Below are 17,488 nucleotides of genomic sequence, written 5' to 3' on the forward strand. Positions count from 1 at the left end.
ACCCTGTAGGGGTCATGAGCGAGGCATTGAAGACCTACGAAGTGCGCACCCACGGGTGCCAGATGAACGTCCACGACTCCGAGCGGATCGCCGGATTGCTCGAAACCGCGGGGTATGTCGACCGCGCGGGTCTCGCCTTCGGTGACCGGCCCGAGCAACCGGACGTGGTGGTCTTCAACACCTGTGCGGTACGGGAGAACGCCGCCGGCAAGCTGTACGGCCAGCTGGGACAGCTGCGTCCGGCCAAGGACGCCCACCCCGGCATGCAGATCGCCGTGGGCGGCTGCCTCGCGCAGAAGGATCAGGGCGACATCGTCGAACGCGCGCCGTGGGTCGACGTCGTCTTCGGCACGCACAACGTGGGCTCGCTGCCGGTGCTGCTGGAGCGGGCGCGGCACAATGCGGAGGCCCAGGTCGAGATCCGCGAGTCACTGGAGACCTTCCCGTCGACGTTGCCGACGCGGCGCGACTCGGCATACAGCGGCTGGGTGTCCGTCTCGGTGGGCTGCAACAACACCTGCACGTTCTGCATCGTCCCGTCGCTGCGCGGCAAGGAGAAGGATCGTCGTCCGGGCGACGTGCTTGCCGAGATCCGCGCCCTCGTCGAGCAGGGCGTCGTCGAGATCACCCTGCTCGGCCAGAACGTCAACACCTACGGGGTGGAGTTCGGCGACCGCCTCGCGTTCGGCAAGCTGCTGCGCGCCTGCGGCGACATCGAGGGCCTGCAGCGGGTCCGCTTCACCTCGCCGCATCCGGCCGCGTTCACCGACGACGTCATCGACGCGATGGCCGAGACCCCCAATGTCATGCCGTCCCTGCACATGCCGCTGCAGTCCGGCTCGGACCGGGTGCTGAAGGCCATGCGCCGCTCCTACCGCTCGGCGAAGTTCCTCGGCATCCTCGACCGGGTGCGCGAGCGCATGCCGGAGGCCGCGATCACCACCGACATCATCGTCGGCTTCCCCGGCGAGACCGAGGAGGACTTCGCCGAGACGCTGCGGGTCACCCGCGAGGCCCGCTTCTCGTCGGCGTTCACCTTCCAGTACTCCATCCGCCCCGGCACCCCGGCCGCAGAACTGCCCGACCAGCTGCCGAAGGCGGTCGTCCAGGAACGCTTCGACCGGCTCATCGAGCTGCAGGAGGAGGTTTCCTGGGCGGGCAACCGCGACCTCGAGGGCACCACCGTCGAGGTCCTCGTGTCGCCGGGGGAGGGCCGCAAGGACGCCGAGACCCATCGGATGTCGGGACGGGCCCGGGACAACCGGCTGGTGCACTTCGCGGTGCCGGCCGACGCCACCCGACCGCGCCCGGGTGACCTGGTCACCGTCGACGTCACGTATGGCGCGCCGCACCACCTGGTCGCCGATTCGGGCGCGCAGGGCGGCACCTGGGCGATCCGGTCGACGCGAGGCGGCGACGCCTGGGCGGCGTTGCAGGAGCAGGCCGCCGATGGCACGACCCGCAAACCGGCCGTCTCCCTCGGTATGCCCAGCATCGGTGCGCCGGCGGCATCGCCCGTCGCGAACGGTTGCCGGAGCTGCTGATCGAGTAGCCCGTGAGGGACGAGCGACCGCGGAACCTGCTGATCGAGTAGCCCTTGAGGGACGAGCGGGCGTATCGAGATCTGACGGTCAGCGGCTGGTCGCCAGCGCACGCACCCGCCGGGCCGGTTCGGGCAGCACCGTCCCGCGTGCCCAGATCAGTCCGACCTCACGTGCCGCGTCGATGCCGGTCAGCGCGACGGTGGTGACGCCGGCCGGCAGGTGACGATCGGGTGATTCCGGCAGCAGTGCGACGCCGATCCCGGCCGCGACCAGGCCGGCGACCGTGTCCAGCTCCTGACACTCGACCGTGATCCGCGGCTCGAAACCGACCGTGGCGCAGGCCTCGTCCAGCAGCTGGCGCATCCCGAATCCCGCTGCCATCGCGACGAATTCGCGATCGCGCAACTCGCCGAAGCCGACGGACTGGCGTCGGGCGAGCGGATCGGTCAACGGGACGGTGAGCCGGACCTCCTGCCGCAGCAGCCGCCGCCAGCTGACCGGTGCCTCGCGCGGGCGCGGTGACACGATGCCGAGATCGACCGCGCCGGCAAGGACCGCAGCGGTGATCGTCTCGGCGGCGTCCTGGACCAATTCGAAACGCACGCCGGGATCCGTCTGCCGGGTGCGCTGGATCAGCTCGGGCACCAGCCAGGTGCCGAAGGAGTGCAGGAAGCCCAGCCGCACGACCCTCGGCCCGTGCGCGGCCAGCTCGTGCACGGCCTGCTCGCCGGCCGCCAGCTCGGCATGTGCCCGGCGCAGGTGCTCGGCATACAGCCGTCCGGCCTCGTTGAGGTGCAGCCGCTTGCCGCGACGGTCGAACAGCGTGCTGCCGAGCCGGCGTTCCAGCCGCGCCAGCCGCCGCGAGAGCGTCGGCTGCGGCATGTGCAGTCGGGCGGCGGCAGCGGTGACGTTCTCCTCCTCGGCCAGCACGATGAACCACCACACCGCATCACGCATGATCCCCACCTTATGTCGCAGATGCATCAAATCGGCGTCCAAGATTCATTTCCGTATGACGACGATCGGCCGTCACCATGGACCGGTGACGACCATGCAGCAGCTGCAGCATGCGGCCGGATACCGCCGCGGGGATCGCGGCTACCGGAGGATCACCGCCGCGCTGTTCGCCGCCGGCATGACGACGTTCGTCGCGATGTACTGCGCCCAGGCCGTACTGCCTTCACTGGCCGCTGAGTTCAGCATCAGTCCGGCGGTCTCGGCGCTGAGCGTCTCGGCCACGACCGGCCTGCTGGCGCTGGCGATCATCCCCGCGAGTGCGCTGTCCGAGCGCTTCGGCCGCACCCGGGTCATGACGATCTCGGCCGTGTCGTCCGCGTGCATCGGGCTGATCCTGCCCTGGTGCCCGTCGATGGTCGTGCTCGTCCTACTCCGAGCCCTGCCGGGCGTCGCGCTCGCCGGCGTGCCGGCGACCGCGATGGCCTACCTCGCCGAGGAGGTGCACCGTGCGCATCTGGGTGCCGCGATGGGCCGGTACATCGCCGGCACCACGATCGGTGGCCTGGCCGGCCGCCTCGTCGCGTCGTTCTCGCTGGACGTCACGACGTGGCGCTGGGCTCTGGAGATCGCGGCGCTGGTCGCGCTCGGCTTCACCGTCGTCTTCGTGCGGCTGGCTCCGCCGTCCCGCCATTTCGAGGTCCAGCCGGTGGGGTTGCGCACGACCTCCCGCGTGCTCGCCGCACACCTGCGCACGCCCGCGCTGCTCGGGCTCTTCGCGACTGCCTTCGTGCTCATGGGCGGCTTCGTCTCGGTCTACAACATGCTCGGGTTCCGTTTGCTGGCAGAGCCGTTCGCGCTCTCCGAGGCCGCGGCCGGCTCGGTCTTCCTGATGTACCTGTCCGGCACGGTCTCGTCCGCACTCGCCGGCCGGCTCGCCGAGCGATTCGGTCGCTCGCGGACCCTGGTCACGGCCGAACTGGTGTCGGCGGCGGGTCTGCTGCTCACCCTGCCGGACAACCTGCCGTTGCTCCTGGTCGGTGTACTGCTGTTCACGGCCGGCTTCTTCGCCGCGCATGCGACGGCCAGCGGCTGGGTGGGCCTGCTGGCCCGGCGCCACCGCGCCGAGGCCAGCGCGCTGTACCTCTTCGCCTACTACGTGGGCAGCTCCGTGCTCGGTGCGTGCGCCGGGGTGGCGTATGCCGCGGGCGGCTGGAACGCCGCGGTCGGCTACGTCGGTGTGCTCCTCGCGCTCGGTCTGCTCGTCGCCGCGCTGGTCGCGCGGCTGGCCGGTCGCGCGGTGGGTTAGCCTGGGGCCATGCAGATCGTCAGCACCGCGTGGTGGCCGCCTTCCCCGGCGGCCTGCTGACGAATCCCCGTTTCCATCAGAGCCGCCCGGTCGGGCGGCTCTTGCTGTATGGCGCTCCCGGCCGGGCCATCACCCCCAAGGAGCACCGTGACCATCCTCGATGAGAACCCTCGCGACCTCGACGCGCACTCCGATGCCTCGTATGCCGCCAGCCGTGCCCGCAGTCAGACGCTGCACGCGGTGATCGACGACCCGCAGGCCCGCGGTCGAGCCGGGCTGCGAGTCCTCACCGGTGACCGGCCGACCGGGCCGCTGCACATCGGCCACCTCTTCGCCACGCTGGGGTCCCGAGTCGCCATACAGGACAAAGGAATCGAGTCCTACATCCTCGTCGCCGACTACCAGGTCATCACCGACCGCGATAGCGTCGGTGACGTCCACGGGGCCACCCTGGGCCAGCTCGCCGACTATCTGGCCGCCGGCATCGACCCGGCACGATCGACCGTCTTCGCCCACTCGGCGGTCCCCGCGATCGGCCAGTTGACCCTGGCCTTCCTGTCGTTGGTCACCGATGCGGAGCTGCGCCGGAATCCCACGGTCAAGGACGAACTCGCCGCCACCGACGGCCGGCCGCTGTCGGGTCTGTTGCTGACCTACCCGGTGCACCAGGCAGCCGACATCCTCGGCGTGCACGGCACCGTGGTACCGGTAGGGCGCGACCAGTTGCCCCACGTCGAGCAGACACGGGCGATCGCGCGGCGGTTCAACAGCAGGTATGCCGGCGGCGAGGAATACTTTCGGGCGCCGGACGCACTGCTGACCGATCTGCCGGTCGTGCCGGGCCTCGACGGCGCCAAGATGTCCACCAGCCGCGGCAACGGCATCTCCCTCGGTATGACGGCCGACGAGACTGCGTCACGGATTCGCAAGGCGCGCACGGACTCCGAGCGACGGATCAGCTTCGAGCCGGACACGCGGCCGGAGGTGGCCAGCATGCTGCGCATCACCGGACTGTTCACCGGCGAGCGGCCGGACGAGGTGGCGGCACGCATCGGCGACGGGGGAGCGGCAGCGCTGAAACGCGAACTCACCATGGCGGTCAACGACGGACTCGCGGCCCACCGGGCCCGCCGCGCGGAACTGGCGGCGGACCCGGAGTACCTCGAAGAGGTTCTGCGGCAAGGCAATGTGCGGGCCCGGGAGGTCGCAGTGCGCACGCTGGAGGACGTCCACGACCGGCTCGGTCTCCGCCTGTGACCTTGATCGCGTCAGTCGCCCTTGACGTTGACGATCTGCCGCAGCGTGTGCCGGACCTCGACGAGGTCGGCCGCATCCTGCATGACCACGTCGATGTCCTTGTAGGCCTGCGGGATCTCGTCGAGAAACGCATCCGTGTCCCGGTACTCGATGCCGGCCATCGCCTCCCGCAGCTGGTCGGACGTGAACGTCTTCCGTGCGGCCGACCGCGAGTAGGCCCGGCCGGCGCCGTGCGGAGAGGAGTTGAGAGCCAGCGGGTTGCCCTTGCCCACGACGACGTATGACGCCGTGCCCATCGACCCCGGAATGAGGCCCGCCCGCCCCTCCTCCGCGTTGATGGCACCCTTCCGGGAAAGCCAGACGTCCTTGCCGAAGTACCGCTCCTGCTCGGTGTAGTTGTGATGGCAGTTGATCCGCTCCTGCTCCACCACCGGTTCACCGACCCAGTGCGACACGTCGTGGACGACCCGATCCATCATCTCCTCCCGGTTCAGCAGCGCGAAGTGCTGTGCCCACCGCAGCTCCCGCAGGTAGGCGTCGAACTCCGCCGTGTCCTCGACCAGGTAGGCAAGGTCCTTGTGCGGCAGCTGGATCCACCACTTCGCGCATTGCTCCCGCGCCACCTTGATGTCCTGTTGGGCGATCCGGTTGCCGACACCCCGTGATCCGGAATGCAGGAAGAGCCACACCCGGTCCCGCTCGTCGAGGCTGATCTCGATGAAGTGGTTGCCGGAGCCGAGCGAACCCAGCTGTACCTCCCACTTCCGGGAGTAGGAGGCCGGGTCGAATCCGGCGGCCTGCGCCATCGCCCGCAGCTCCTCCAGCCGTGCCCTCGTGTGGTCCCGGCTGATCGTCCGGTTGTGACCGCCCGCGGACAGCGGGATCGACCGCTCGATGCTGTGCCGGACGATCGACCGATCCTGCGGCAGATCACCGGCGGTGAACTGCGTCCGGACCGCGATCATGCCGCAGCCGATGTCGACGCCGACCGCGGCCGGGATGATCGCCCGCAGCGTCGGGATCACCGATCCCACAGTGGCGCCGAGGCCGAGGTGGGCGTCCGGCATCAGCGCGACGTGCGGGTGGATGAACGGCATCGTCGCCGTGATCTCGGCCTGCTCCCGGGTGTTGTCCTCCAGCAGTGATGCCCAACTGAAGAGCCGGTCGTTGATCTTCTCCATGGCGGAATCCTTTGCGGTGCATAAAAATACGGCGTCGGTCTAGGACCGACGCCGCGTGGTGTGCTGCGTCGGTCAGGCGCTGTTCTGCGGCAGGCGTGGTTCGCCCGCGGCATACGCCTGCTGGACGCCGTGAGTCGATGCGATGTCGGAAGTCATCGCACCAGGATGAGTGGAGGCTGCCCGCCGTGCAACTGAATTCACCTGCGGACAGGACTGATTCGACGGAGCCGGTGACCAGGTCGTAGGCCGCGAGCTGCGCCGACGACTCGCGGCCCGCACGACGCACCGCGCCGGCCACCCATTCGGGTGCCGGCGCGCTGCGATCGTCCGGTCGTGGGTCAGCGGCCCTGCAACTGGTCGATGATCCCGCCGAAGTCGGGGGTGCCCAGTCCGGTGGCCGGGTTGTAGCGGGTCCCCGCGGTACCGGTGTAGTAGAGGTTGTCGTTGCTCGTGCCGCTGGTGTCCAGCGTGTTCAGCGGGGAGTCCTTGCCCGCGGCCAGGGCGTAGAGCGCCGGGTTCAGGAAGCCGACCCGGTGCCCGAGCGCCTGGTCCATCACCGCGGCACTGCCGTTCAGCTGCGGCGCGACGAAGCTGGTGCCGCCCCAGCCGCCCTGCAACTCGTTGCCCGCACCCGCGCTCGGTTCGTAGAGCAGGTAACCGGTGTAGGGGTCGGCGTCGGCGGACACGTCCGGCTCGACCCGGCCGGAGGCCTGACCGGTGGTGACGGCAGGGTTGCCGTCGAAGCTCCAGCTCGTCGGCTCCTGGATGCCGCTGACCGTCTGTACGTCGGTCGGGGTCAGGTAGGGCACGGCGGAGAAGCTGCCGACCAGGCGCCGTTGGTATGACGGGCGCGACTCCAGTTGGCTGTACCCGCCGCCGCCACCGCCGATCTCCCGGACCGCGGTGTCGGCCTCGGTCGTGTTGTGCAGTGTCGCCAGCGGTGCCCACAGGTAGTCCCAGCCCCAGGCGCGCTCGTCGGTCACCGACACGTTCGCGGACTTGCCGGTCGAGCTGCTGGTCAGCGTTGCCGACCACGGCAGCGTGGTGCCGCCCGCCGAGGTGATGTAGGGGCTGTCCGCCGGTGCGTCGACGGACAGGTTCGTCGTGCCGAGGTCGCGGCTGGCGTCATACGCTCCTTCGTCGCCCGCGGACGCGAAGACCGACTGGCCCTGCGCAGCCATCTCCAGGAACGCTTCGTCGAAAGCCGCCTGGTACTGCGGGGTTTCGACCCCGGAGGCCACGGACGCCGCGATGATCGTCTCGGACTCGCCCCAGCTGGCCGACACCGAGTCGGCCGTGTTCTGGCTGGCGGCGGTGAAGAACGCGTCGGCGAAACCGTTGTCGGTGTTGGGCGCCTGGTAGACGGTCACGTTCGCACCGGGAGCCACGCCACCGGACTGCTCCACGTCCAGGTCGGTCTCACCGGTGCCCGCCGCGTCGCTCGGAGCTCCGGGTCCGCCGTCGATGTTCTGCACGCTCACGGTGCGGCCGGTGTCCGGCAGGTGCAGCACCTGCGACCAGAAGTACTCGGGCGCTCCCTGGTCCAGCGCAGCCAGGGTGACGATGCCGATGGTGCGGCCCGCGCCGGTGTTGCCGGCGGCCTCGGTCTCGGCCAGGCCGTAGCGCTGCACGTAGTCGGCCGGCGTGTTGCACGCGTCCGGCAGCCCGCTCAGCGCGGCGCAGTCGATGCCGCTGCCTCCGGCACCGGACGTGGTGTGGATGCCGGAGTTGATGTGCTTGGCATCGGAGACGAACGGGCTGTAGTTGGACAGTCCGAGGACCGCCAGCACACTGTCAGCGACCCGGCGCGGCAGCGTGGGCTGTTGCGCGGTGCCGTGGACCGTCTGCGCGGGAATGCGTCCCGTGCCACCGTGGCCGCGTTGCGCCGGGACGCGGTAGTCGTGTTGCTGCACCGCCAGGGCCTTGTCGAATTGCCCTGCGGTGCCCGAGGCCGAGATGTCGACGTTGTCGGCATACACCGTGGTCTTGATGCCGAAAGAGGCCAGGTACGAGGTGAGTTCGTCGATCGTGCGCTGACTCTGGCCGTACTGTCGGGCGAACTGCGACACGCTCAACTGGTGGCGCATGCCGTGTTCGACCTGCGCCTCGAGGGCGCCCTTGGCGCGTTCCTTGAGGACGAACGACACCTGTTCGGGCGTGCTGGGGTCGGTGTCCCCGAACGCCTTGGCGCCCGGGATGGCGGTGACCTGGGTGCCGGCGGCGACCGGCACCCGGGTGTTGCCCGTGGTGCTGCCGTGGCCGGCGGCGTGTGCCGGGCCGGTGCTGACGCCGGCGGCGAAGGCGAGTGCGAGCACACCGGCGCCCGCGACGGTGGTCGCGGCGCGGGTGGAGGGACGGGTTCTGGGCATGTGGCTGCTCCTCGGGATGGTGCGTCGACAACCAGTCAGGACAGCCAGTCGGCGCATCGGATCGGGACGTCGGATGGGACGTCCTCGCGAACGTAGGCCGAGCACGTGTGGCCCACCGAGCGGTGACCGGATATTCACACCGAACTGGCGGCCAACTGACGGTGAGTTCCCAGGGCCGCATGCGCCATCCGGCGCGCCGGATCTGCTAATCCGCCGATCCGCTGGGTAGCTGCAGCCAGCCGGTGCGCGTGTGCAGGTGGCCGCCCGCCCGCCAGTGCGCGAGCACGGCATGCTCCAGACGGGTCGATGCGGTGAGATCCGCCGGGTCGGCATACGGGCGGCGGAAGACGAAGTTGCGCACCGACTCGTCCCCGTCGGCCGGCCGGCCGATCGGCTGCCAGCGAGCGCAGAACCGGGCGATGTTGCTGCCCGGAACGAGGTCGAGCAGTTGCTCGTCGAGCAGCCAGCTGTCGCACTGGGCGACCGACACCGGCGGCAGTTCGGGGAAGTGGCGGGCGAAGAACGGCCGGATCCGGTGCAGCGACGCATCGACGTCGCTGGGGCGCAACGGTCCGCTGTCCGGGATGTGCACGCCGGCGACGACGGAGCCGGTCACCACCGGCACCCCGGCGGCGCGCACGTCGGAGGCGGGCGCGTCCAGCCGTTCCAGGTTGGCCTGCAACCGGCCGAAGTCGTAGATCAGCCCGCGCAGGTGCAGGGAGAACCAGTTCTGGACGTGCAGCCCGGTGTGTCCGAAGGTGCGCTCGAAGATGCGCAGGTGCCGTCCGAGGTCGGCCAGGACGGCTCGTGAGGCGCTGTCCGGGATCGCCCGGGATCGGTGGAACGCCAACGTGTCCGGCAGTGTGGCAGCGAATGCGACGGGGTAGAAGAAACGGGCCTCGAGCGGCTCACGCGGATCCTGTGGATCGAACACCGCCGGCAGGAACGCCTGGTGCGGGGTGAGAAGCCGGCCCATCCCGGCACGCAGTTGGCCGACCACTGCGGCCACGCGGGCGGTGTATGCCGCATCGCGGCGAATCCGGTCCGCCGCAGTGACGAAGTCGGCCCGGTCCGGCTGCTGGACCGCGAACTGGTCCAGGGCGCGCTGCAGTGCGGGACCGGTGATGCGCGCTCGTACCTGGTCGGCGCTCGGCAGGGAAGTCACCGGCTCATCGTAGGAGGGGCTTTGGGAGACTGGCCGGTATGCCGAGCCAGCACCCGATCGTCGCCGTCGTCGGCGCGACCGCGACGGGCAAGTCCGACCTGGGTGTCGCACTGGCTCACGCACTGGACGGCGAGGTCGTCAACGCCGACGCGTCGCAGTTCTATCGCGGGATGGACATCGGCACCGCCAAGCTCACCGTGGCCGAACGCGAAGGGGTGCCGCACCACCTGCTGGACGTGCTCGACGTGCACGAGGAGGCCACCGTCGCGGCATACCAGCGCGATGCCCGGGCGGCGATCGGCGCTGTCCGCACGCGTGGTCGGGTGCCGGTGCTGGTCGGCGGCAGCGGCCTCTACGTGCGTGCGGCCCTGGACGACCTACGCATCCCACCCACCGATGCCGGCGCGCGCGCCCGGTGGGAGGCGCGACTGGACGCGGTCGGCCCGGCGGCGCTGCACGCCGAGCTCGCGGCCGCCGACCCGCCGGCCGCAGCACGCATCCACCCCAGCAACGGGCGACGCATCGTGCGCGCCCTGGAGGTCATCGAACTGACCGGTGCGCCGTTCAGCGCGACCATGCCGCAGCGGCGGTTCGTCGCTCCCGCAGTAGTGGTCGGCCTGCGGACGGACCGGCCGACGTTGCACCGGCGGATCGGCGCTCGCGTCCAGCGGATGTGGCGATCCGGCCTGTTGGATGAGGTGCGTCGGCTGGACAGCATCGGTCTGCGGGAGGGACGCACCGCGAGCCGGGCCATCGGCTACGCGCAGGCCTTGCAGCAGCTGGACGGCATACTCACCGAGGTGCAAGCACAGGACGAGACCGCAACGCTGACAAGGAAATTCGCCCGACGACAGGAGTCCTGGTTCGGGCCGGACCCGCGGATCCACTGGCTGCCGTCCGACGCGCCGGACCTGTTGGCGCGGGCGCTGGACGTCGTGCAGGCGGCCGCGGAAGCGTCCGGGGCCGTGACACCGGGATGACGGGACCGGCACCGATGGTCTTGGATGGTCCGGTGACGACCATCAGCTTCGCCAAGGGCCACGGCACCAAGAACGACTTCGTCCTGGTGCCGGTGCTGGACGGCGGCCTCGACCTCACCGCGCAGGACGTCGCATTCCTCGCCGACCGACGCGCCGGTGTCGGGGGCGACGGCGTGATCCGCGTGGTGCCGGTCGAGCACGCACCCGAGGACGTGCGTGCGGAGGCCGGCGACGCCCGCTGGTTCATGGACTACCGCAACCAGGACGGCTCGATCGGTGAGATGTGCGGCAACGGCACCCGCGTCTTCGCCCGCTACCTGCTCGACAACGGTCTGGAGAGCGTCCACGAGTTCGACATCTCCACCCGTTCCGGGGTGAAGCGGATGACGGTGGTCGACGGAGGGTTCGAGGTGGACCTGGGTGTATGGCGCCTCGCCCGCGCCACCGAGGCCGACGAGCGGGGATCGGACAGTGTGGTGCAGGCGGTCGGCGCCCCGGACCCGGTGCCGGCGCTGAGCATCGACATGGGCAACCCGCACACGGTGGTGGCGTTGCCACCCGAGTTCGACCTGAGCACTCTGGATCTGTCGCATCAGCCGCGGGTCGACCCGGTGCCGGAGCGGGGCACCAATGTGGAGTTCGTCCGAGCGATGGGGCCGGGGCACATCGCCATGCGGGTGCACGAACGTGGCGTGGGGGAGACCCAGAGCTGTGGCACCGGAGCCGCTGCGGCCGCCGTCGCCACCTGGTGGTGGGCCGGCCGGCCGACGGACCAGTTGCGCTGGCGGGTCGACGTGCCGGGCGGGCGGCTGGTCGTCCGCATCGAGGGCGATCGGACGTTCCTGTCCGGACCTGCCGTGATCGTCGCCCACGGGACGGTCGAGCTTCCCTGCAGCGGGTGACCCCGCTCGATCGGAGACACGGCTGAGGGTTGGGAGTGACTACCGCGAGAGGTCAACGGATGTCGCGAGCTCCGTCTCTCACGACATCCGTTGACCTGTCACCGGCGACTGCTACGCCGCCAGCGGCCGATCGTCGCGCGGAGACGGAGGAGGGATCACTGCCGGGTGTGACACCGGATCACGGTGTTACACTTGAGTATGCCGACCACGAGACCCCGCCACGCCGTGACCGAGACGCCCGAGGTCTCCGAGGCGCTGCACGCTGCCGCCCGGAGGTGGCCGCAGGATCGTGACAAGCCAACGCGACTGCTGCGCCACCTGATCGAGGAAGGCTTCAAGAGCATCGATCCTGAAGCCGCCGATCGCGGCAACGACCGTCTCAATGCCTTGCGTCGCATCAGTGGCTCCTACACCGGTCTGTACGAGCCCGGCTACCTCGAAGAGCTGCGTGCGGAGTGGCCGGCGTGATCGCGTTGGACGCAGGAGTGCTCATCGCTTTGTTCGACGCCAACGACGCCCATCACGCAGCCGCCGAAGAGATCTTCGCAGCCAACCCGTCCGAGCCCATGACCATCGGTCCGATCAACCAGGCCGAAGTACTCGTGCGGGCGGCACGAGAGAATCGTGACCAGCAGATGCTGGCCGACCTTCGTGCGCTCGGCATCACCACCACTGCGCTTCCTGACGACGCTGCGACCCGGCTGGCGCGCTTGCGAGCGAACACGCGCTCGAAGATGCCCGACTGCTGCGTCCTGCTGACGGCCGAGCAGACGTCCGCCCGAGTTGCGACCTTCGACGAGGGACTCCAGGAATCCGCCCGCTCCATAGGCTTGGCGGTGGTCTGAACGAGGTAGGCAGGCCGGCCTGGCATACACCCACGACCCGGCGCTGCCCGTCTGCGATCGGCATACGGCACGGCGGACGAATGCATGATCACAGGTGCCCCAGACGCTCTCGGGACTCACTCACCGTTCGGATGCGGGGTCGGTGTCGGGTGTGGGAACTCGACCACACGCCGACACCGGCGCAACCGCTGACGGCCACACCCGGCCCATGTATCGGCCCACGTGCCGGACCGCTCACCGATCACCTCCCGGCGCCGACCCGCAGGATCCGGAAACCCTTCACGCTGGTGAACCGCTCGGCGGCGTAGCCCTGTTCGATCAGCCATCGTTGCAACGAGTCGGAGCCGAGATTGCGCTGCACCACCAGGTAGGCGTCGCCGTCCGGTGCCAGTCGTGGCAGCCAGGTCGTCAACAGCCGGTGCAGCACGTCCTTACCGACCCGGATGGGCGGGTTGGACCAGATCAGGTCGAAGCGCAGGTCGACGGGGACCTCCTCGGCGCGCACTGCGCGCACGTTCTGCAGGCCCAGCGCGGCAGCGTTGTCCCGGGTGAGACCGAGCGCGCGTTCGTTGACGTCGACGCCCCAGACCTGCGCGCCGGGGGCCAGCAGGCCGAGGCTGAGGGTGATCGGGCCCCAGCCGCAGCCCAGGTCCAGGAAGGTGCCGGTGGCCGGCGGTTGCGGTGCGTTCTGCAGCAGCACCGAGGTGCCCTGGTCGATGCGCTCGGCCGAGAACACCCCGGGCGCCACGTGCACCGCGCGGGTCGCACCCGCCAGCGGCACGTTGATGGTGCGTCGCTCGTCCGCACTCGCCGGGCTGGCGGTGAAGTAGTGGTCGTGCGCGGTGTCGCGTCCGGGCGTGTCGGTCACGGGCCCGAGGGTAGTGGGGTGGTGGAGGCGGCATACACCGGCGGCATAAAGCATTCGCTCCGCATGTTGAACCCTGAGACGATATGGAGAACATGACAGCTCGTAACTTCGCAGGAGGCGCGATGACCGCCCGCTCCCAGGTGCTCGACGGTCGCGCCGAAGCTCTGTCCGCCCACGACGACAACCGCGATCCCCGGTATGACGCCGACGGATTCCTCATCGACGAGTCGTTCGAGTCATTTGACGGTGACCAGTTCGACCGTGACGACCGCGCCGCGCTGCGCCGGGTGGCCGGCCTGTCGACGGAACTCCAGGACGTCACCGAGGTCGAATATCGCCAGCTGCGCCTGGAGCGTGTGGTGCTGGCCGGCGTCTGGGGTGAGGGCACCGCCGAGGACGCCGAGAACTCCTTGCGCGAGTTGTCCGCGCTCGCCGAGACCGCCGGGTCGACCGTGCTCGCCGGCGTGCTGCAGCGCCGGATGAAGCCGGACCCGGGCACCTGGATGGGTTCGGGCAAGGCGGCGCAGCTGCGCGACATCGTCATCGAGGAAGGTGCCGACACCGTCATCGCCGACACCGAGCTGACGCCCAGCCAGCGGCGCGGCCTCGAGGACGTCGTCAAGATCAAGGTGATCGACCGGACCGCGCTGATCCTGGACATTTTCGCCCAGCACGCCAAGTCCAAGGAGGGCAAGGCGCAGGTCGAGCTGGCCCAGCTGCAGTACCTCCTGCCGCGGCTGCGTGGTTGGGGTGAGTCGATGTCCCGGCAGGCCGGTGGCCAGGCCGCCGGCGGCCAGGGCATGGGTTCGCGCGGTCCAGGTGAGACCAAGATCGAGCTGGACCGTCGCCGGATCAACACCCGCATCGCCAAGCTGCGCCGCGAACTCAAAGGCATGAAGACCATGCGCGACACCAAGCGCGGCTCGCGCCGCGCCGGCCACGTGCCGTCGGTCGCCATCGCCGGTTACACCAACGCCGGCAAGTCCTCGATCCTCAACCGGCTCACCGGCGCCGGCGTGCTGGTCCAGAACCAGCTCTTCGCCACGCTCGACCCGACCGTGCGCCGCGCCGAGACGAACGACGGCCGCGGCTACACCCTGGTCGACACCGTCGGCTTCGTGCGGGAGTTGCCGCACCAGCTGGTCGAGGCATTCCGTTCCACCCTGGAGGAGGTCGGTGACGCCGACCTGGTGCTGCACGTCGTCGACGGCTCGCACCCCGACCCGGAGTCGCAGATCACCGCCGTGCGCTCGGTGCTCGCCGACGTCGGCGCGCACGACGTGAAGGAGGTCGTCGTCGTCAACAAGGCCGACGTCGCCGATCCCGAGGTCGTCGACCGCATCCTGCGCGCGGAGAAGCACGCGATCGCTGTCAGCGCGCGCACCGGCAAGGGTTTCGACGCGCTCGCCGAGCTGGTCGCCCGAGAGTTGCCGCGACCGGAGATCCGGATGGAGCTGCTGCTGCCCTACGACCGCGGCGACCTGCTGTCCCGGATCCACGACGACGGCGAGGTGCTGTCCAGCGAGCACACCGGCGACGGCACGCATGTGCACGCCAAGGTGACCCCGACGCTGCAGGCCGACCTCGTCGAGTTCGCCGTCTGAGTCACCCCACGAAGTTTCTCCCCCGCTACGCTCCTCCGAATACTTCGCGGGGGCCCCGAACCTTCATAACGTTGTGACGCACTCCTACATTGCTGGCAGCATCGGGCGGGTGAGTGCTGACCAGACCGTCGAGGGCGCACGCATTGCCGCCTCTCCCACCGCCGACGACCCCTGGCGGCTGTGGGGACCGTACGTCTCCGCCCGCCAGTGGGGGACCGTGCGTGAGGACTACTCCGCGGACGGGAACGCCTGGGATTACTTGCCGTTCGATCAGGCGCACCGGCGCGCCTATCGCTGGGGCGAGGACGGTATGGCGGCGGTCTGCGACCGCTTCGGCTTCCTCAACCTCGGCATCGCGCTGTGGAACGGCAAGGACGACCGGCTCAAGGAACGCCTCTTCGGGCTGACCAACGCCCAGGGCAACCACGGCGAGGACGTCAAGGAGGTCTGGTGGCCGACCGACGCCACGCCGACGCACTCCTACGCGAGCTGGCTCTACCGTTACCCGCAGGCCGCGTTCCCGTATGACGAACTGCGCACGGTCAATGCCCAGCGCAACCGCAACGACCCGGAGTTCGAACTCACCGACACCGGCGTGCTCGCCGACGACCGGTTCTTCGATGTGTCGGTCACCTACGCGAAGTCGTCCCCGACGGACCTGCTGATGCGCATCGACGTCACCAACCATGGCCCCGACGCGGCCGCCCTGCACCTGGTGCCGCAGGCATGGTTCCGCAACACCTGGGCGTTCGGACGGGACGACCGCACCCCGTCGATGCGGCTGGTCGACGGCGCCGTCGAGATGCAGCACGCCTGGCTCGGCACCTACCGGCTCGAAGCCACCGATGGCTCTCGGTCTCGATACGCCTCCGCTAGCGCTCCGGCTACTCGACCAGCGAGTGGTGCCTCCGCTAGCGCTCCGGCTACTCGACCAGCGAGCGCCCGGATCCTCTTCTGCGACAACGAAAGCGACAATATGGGGCTCTGGGGTGCCGCAGCACGCACCGACTGCCCCACCAACGGCATCGACCGCGCGATCGTGCACGACGACCCGTCGGCGACGCGTCCGGACCACGGCACCAAGGTGGCGTTCTGGTGGCAGCTGGACGACATCCGGCCGGGGGAGACCCGGACGGCCCGGTTGCGGCTGACGGCCACCGCGCAGGGCACCGACCCCGAGCCGGCATACTTCGGCGGAGGCGCTGCCGGCGGCTTCGCCGATTTCGATGCCGTCATGGGGGCCCGCGCCGCCGAGGCGGACGAGTTCTACGCGACCGTCATACCGGCGAGTGCGACCGAGCAGGATGCCCACGTCGCGCGCCGCGCCTTCGCCGGCCTGCTGTGGGGGAAGCAGCTCTACCGCTACGCGGTCGGTGAATGGCTGCAGGGCGACCCGGCCGGCCCGCCGCCGCCCCCGCGACGCCGGCAGCGCGGTGCGCGCAACGCCGGCTGGACGCACCTGGACCTGGCCGACGTCATCTCGATGCCCGACGAGTGGGAGTATCCCTGGTTCGCCTCCTGGGACCTGGCCTTCCACACCGTGCCGCTGGCGCTGATCGACCCCGCGTTCGCCAAGGACCAGATCGACCTGATGGTGCGGGAGTGGACGCAGCACCCGAACGGTCAACTGCCGGCATACGAGTGGAACTTCGACGACGTCAACCCGCCGGTACACGCCTGGGCTGCCTGGCTGGTCCATTCACTGGCCGGCGACGACGATCACGAGTTTCTCGCCCGCGTGTACAGCAAGCTGTTGATGAACTTCTCCTGGTGGGTCAACCGCAAGGACGCCGACGACTCCTACCTCTTCGAGGGCGGGTTCCTCGGGATGGACAACATCGGTCCGTTCGACCGGTCGAAGCCGCTACCGGACGGCATGCGGCTGGAGCAGTCCGACGCCACGAGCTGGATGGCGTTCTACGCGTTGTCGATGCTGCGGATCGGGGTCGAGCTGGCACGGCACGACCGCAGTTGGAGCGCGTCGGTGCGCACTTTCTTCGAGTACTTCCTGCGGCTGGCCCGCGCGATGACCGACTTCGGCAGCACCGGGATCTCGCTGTGGGACGAGCAGGACGGCTTCTACTACGACGCGGTGGTGCGGGCCGACGGCACCGGTGAACGCCTGCCGGTGCGTTCTCTCGTCGGGTTGTTGCCGCTGGTCGCCGTCGAGTCCGTGCACCCGGTCATCGCCCGGCAGCTGCCGGACCTGCTCAGCGAGGTGCACTGGCTGGAGCGTCGCGACACCGGCCTCGCCGACGTCCTGGCACATCACGAGCACCACGACGACCACCGCATCACGCTGTCGCTGGTGCCCCCCGAGCGCCGCGGGCTGCTGCTCGCCCGGATGCTCGACGAGCGCGAATTCCTCTCCTTGCACGGCATCCGGTCGTGGTCGGGGGCATACCCCACGCCCATGACTGTAGACCTCGACGGCGCGGCCTTCAGCGTCGGCGACAACCCCCCCCACTCCGACAGCCCCCAGTTCCGCGGCAACACCAACATGCCAGGGC

The 17,488-nt window shown here is 69.8% G+C and carries 14 protein-coding genes; 9 read left to right on the forward strand and 5 right to left on the reverse strand.

Going from position 1 to position 17,488, the window contains the following annotated elements:
• The first annotated feature begins 14 nt into the window (after positions 1-14).
• A complete protein-coding gene (gene miaB, locus ACTHL4_RS03310; protein ID WP_440281307.1) occupies positions 15-1,544 on the forward strand; it encodes a tRNA (N6-isopentenyl adenosine(37)-C2)-methylthiotransferase MiaB in 1,530 nt (509 codons plus the stop codon).
• Positions 1,545-1,631: 87 nt separating this feature from the next.
• On the opposite strand, the gene ACTHL4_RS03315 is transcribed toward miaB, so the two are convergent.
• The gene (locus tag ACTHL4_RS03315; protein ID WP_440281308.1) at positions 1,632-2,501 is read right to left on the reverse strand and encodes a LysR family transcriptional regulator; all 870 of its coding nucleotides are present in this window, start codon (positions 2,499-2,501) and stop codon (positions 1,632-1,634) included.
• A gap of 94 nt (positions 2,502-2,595) precedes the next feature.
• On the opposite strand from ACTHL4_RS03315, the gene ACTHL4_RS03320 reads away from it, so the two are divergent.
• Complete coding sequence (locus ACTHL4_RS03320) at positions 2,596-3,807, forward strand: MFS transporter (RefSeq protein WP_440281327.1); 1,212 nt, start codon at positions 2,596-2,598, stop codon at positions 3,805-3,807.
• 147 nt (positions 3,808-3,954) lie between these two features.
• Positions 3,955-5,064 carry a tryptophan--tRNA ligase gene (trpS, locus tag ACTHL4_RS03325; protein WP_440281309.1) on the forward strand — a complete coding sequence of 370 codons (1,110 nt, stop codon included), beginning with the start codon at positions 3,955-3,957 and terminating at the stop codon, positions 5,062-5,064.
• An 11-nt stretch (positions 5,065-5,075) separates the two neighbouring features.
• Here the strand turns inward: trpS and ACTHL4_RS03330 are convergent, their stop codons facing one another.
• The 3 genes from ACTHL4_RS03330 to ACTHL4_RS03340 all read right to left on the reverse strand — a co-directional run bounded on the left by ACTHL4_RS03330 (position 5,076) and on the right by ACTHL4_RS03340 (position 9,779).
• Positions 5,076-6,245, reverse strand: a complete 1,170-nt coding sequence (locus ACTHL4_RS03330; protein WP_440281310.1) for an RtcB family protein — start codon at positions 6,243-6,245, stop codon at positions 5,076-5,078.
• 338 nt (positions 6,246-6,583) lie between these two features.
• Entirely contained in the window at positions 6,584-8,614 is a 2,031-nt protein-coding gene (locus tag ACTHL4_RS03335) for a S53 family peptidase (RefSeq protein WP_440281311.1), read from the reverse strand.
• A 205-nt stretch (positions 8,615-8,819) separates the two neighbouring features.
• Positions 8,820-9,779 carry an acyltransferase domain-containing protein gene (locus ACTHL4_RS03340; protein WP_440281312.1) on the reverse strand — a complete coding sequence of 320 codons (960 nt, stop codon included), beginning with the start codon at positions 9,777-9,779 and terminating at the stop codon, positions 8,820-8,822.
• Positions 9,780-9,817: 38 nt separating this feature from the next.
• Between ACTHL4_RS03340 and miaA the strand changes: the two genes are divergently transcribed.
• The 4 genes from miaA (at position 9,818) to ACTHL4_RS03360 (ending at position 12,506) form a co-directional block, all read left to right on the forward strand.
• Positions 9,818-10,759 (forward strand): tRNA (adenosine(37)-N6)-dimethylallyltransferase MiaA, encoded by a 942-nt coding sequence (gene miaA / locus ACTHL4_RS03345; RefSeq protein ID WP_440281313.1) that lies wholly within the window; start codon positions 9,818-9,820, stop codon positions 10,757-10,759.
• Between the two features lie 32 nt (positions 10,760-10,791).
• A complete protein-coding gene (dapF, locus tag ACTHL4_RS03350; RefSeq protein WP_440281314.1) occupies positions 10,792-11,661 on the forward strand; it encodes a diaminopimelate epimerase in 870 nt (289 codons plus the stop codon).
• Positions 11,662-11,859: 198 nt separating this feature from the next.
• Entirely contained in the window at positions 11,860-12,129 is a 270-nt protein-coding gene (locus tag ACTHL4_RS03355) for a hypothetical protein (RefSeq protein ID WP_440281315.1), read from the forward strand.
• Entirely contained in the window at positions 12,126-12,506 is a 381-nt protein-coding gene (locus ACTHL4_RS03360) for a type II toxin-antitoxin system VapC family toxin (protein WP_440281316.1), read from the forward strand. Before ACTHL4_RS03355 ends, ACTHL4_RS03360 begins: the two co-directional genes overlap by 4 nt.
• Positions 12,507-12,747: 241 nt before the next feature.
• On the opposite strand, the gene ACTHL4_RS03365 is transcribed toward ACTHL4_RS03360, so the two are convergent.
• Positions 12,748-13,374, reverse strand: a complete 627-nt coding sequence (locus tag ACTHL4_RS03365) for a class I SAM-dependent methyltransferase (RefSeq protein ID WP_440281317.1) — start codon at positions 13,372-13,374, stop codon at positions 12,748-12,750.
• A gap of 122 nt (positions 13,375-13,496) precedes the next feature.
• On the opposite strand from ACTHL4_RS03365, the gene hflX reads away from it, so the two are divergent.
• Together hflX and ACTHL4_RS03375 are read left to right on the forward strand one after the other, a co-directional pair.
• Positions 13,497-14,978, forward strand: a complete 1,482-nt coding sequence (hflX, locus tag ACTHL4_RS03370) for a GTPase HflX (protein WP_440281318.1) — start codon at positions 13,497-13,499, stop codon at positions 14,976-14,978.
• A gap of 109 nt (positions 14,979-15,087) precedes the next feature.
• Positions 15,088-17,488, forward strand: a 2,401-nt coding sequence (locus ACTHL4_RS03375; RefSeq protein ID WP_440281319.1) for an MGH1-like glycoside hydrolase domain-containing protein, incomplete at its 3' end; no start/stop codon positions are given.

This window comes from Flexivirga sp. (genome assembly GCF_051955415.1).
Taxonomy (GTDB): domain Bacteria; phylum Actinomycetota; class Actinomycetes; order Actinomycetales; family Dermatophilaceae; genus Flexivirga.

What these genes read in the sequence shown, in the direction of transcription:
- ACTHL4_RS03335 (WP_440281311.1), bottom strand. Translation starts at nt 8,614, where the DNA reads ATGCCCAGAACCCGTCCCTCCACCCGCGCCGCGACCACCGTCGCGGGC.
- miaA (WP_440281313.1), top strand. Translation starts at nt 9,818, where the DNA reads ATGCCGAGCCAGCACCCGATCGTCGCCGTCGTCGGCGCGACCGCGACG.
- ACTHL4_RS03320 (WP_440281327.1), top strand. Translation starts at nt 2,596, where the DNA reads ATGCAGCAGCTGCAGCATGCGGCCGGATACCGCCGCGGGGATCGCGGC.
- hflX (WP_440281318.1), top strand. Translation starts at nt 13,497, where the DNA reads ATGACCGCCCGCTCCCAGGTGCTCGACGGTCGCGCCGAAGCTCTGTCC.
- ACTHL4_RS03330 (WP_440281310.1), bottom strand. Translation starts at nt 6,245, where the DNA reads ATGGAGAAGATCAACGACCGGCTCTTCAGTTGGGCATCACTGCTGGAG.
- ACTHL4_RS03315 (WP_440281308.1), bottom strand. Translation starts at nt 2,501, where the DNA reads ATGCGTGATGCGGTGTGGTGGTTCATCGTGCTGGCCGAGGAGGAGAAC.
- miaB (WP_440281307.1), top strand. Translation starts at nt 15, where the DNA reads ATGAGCGAGGCATTGAAGACCTACGAAGTGCGCACCCACGGGTGCCAG.
- ACTHL4_RS03355 (WP_440281315.1), top strand. Translation starts at nt 11,860, where the DNA reads ATGCCGACCACGAGACCCCGCCACGCCGTGACCGAGACGCCCGAGGTC.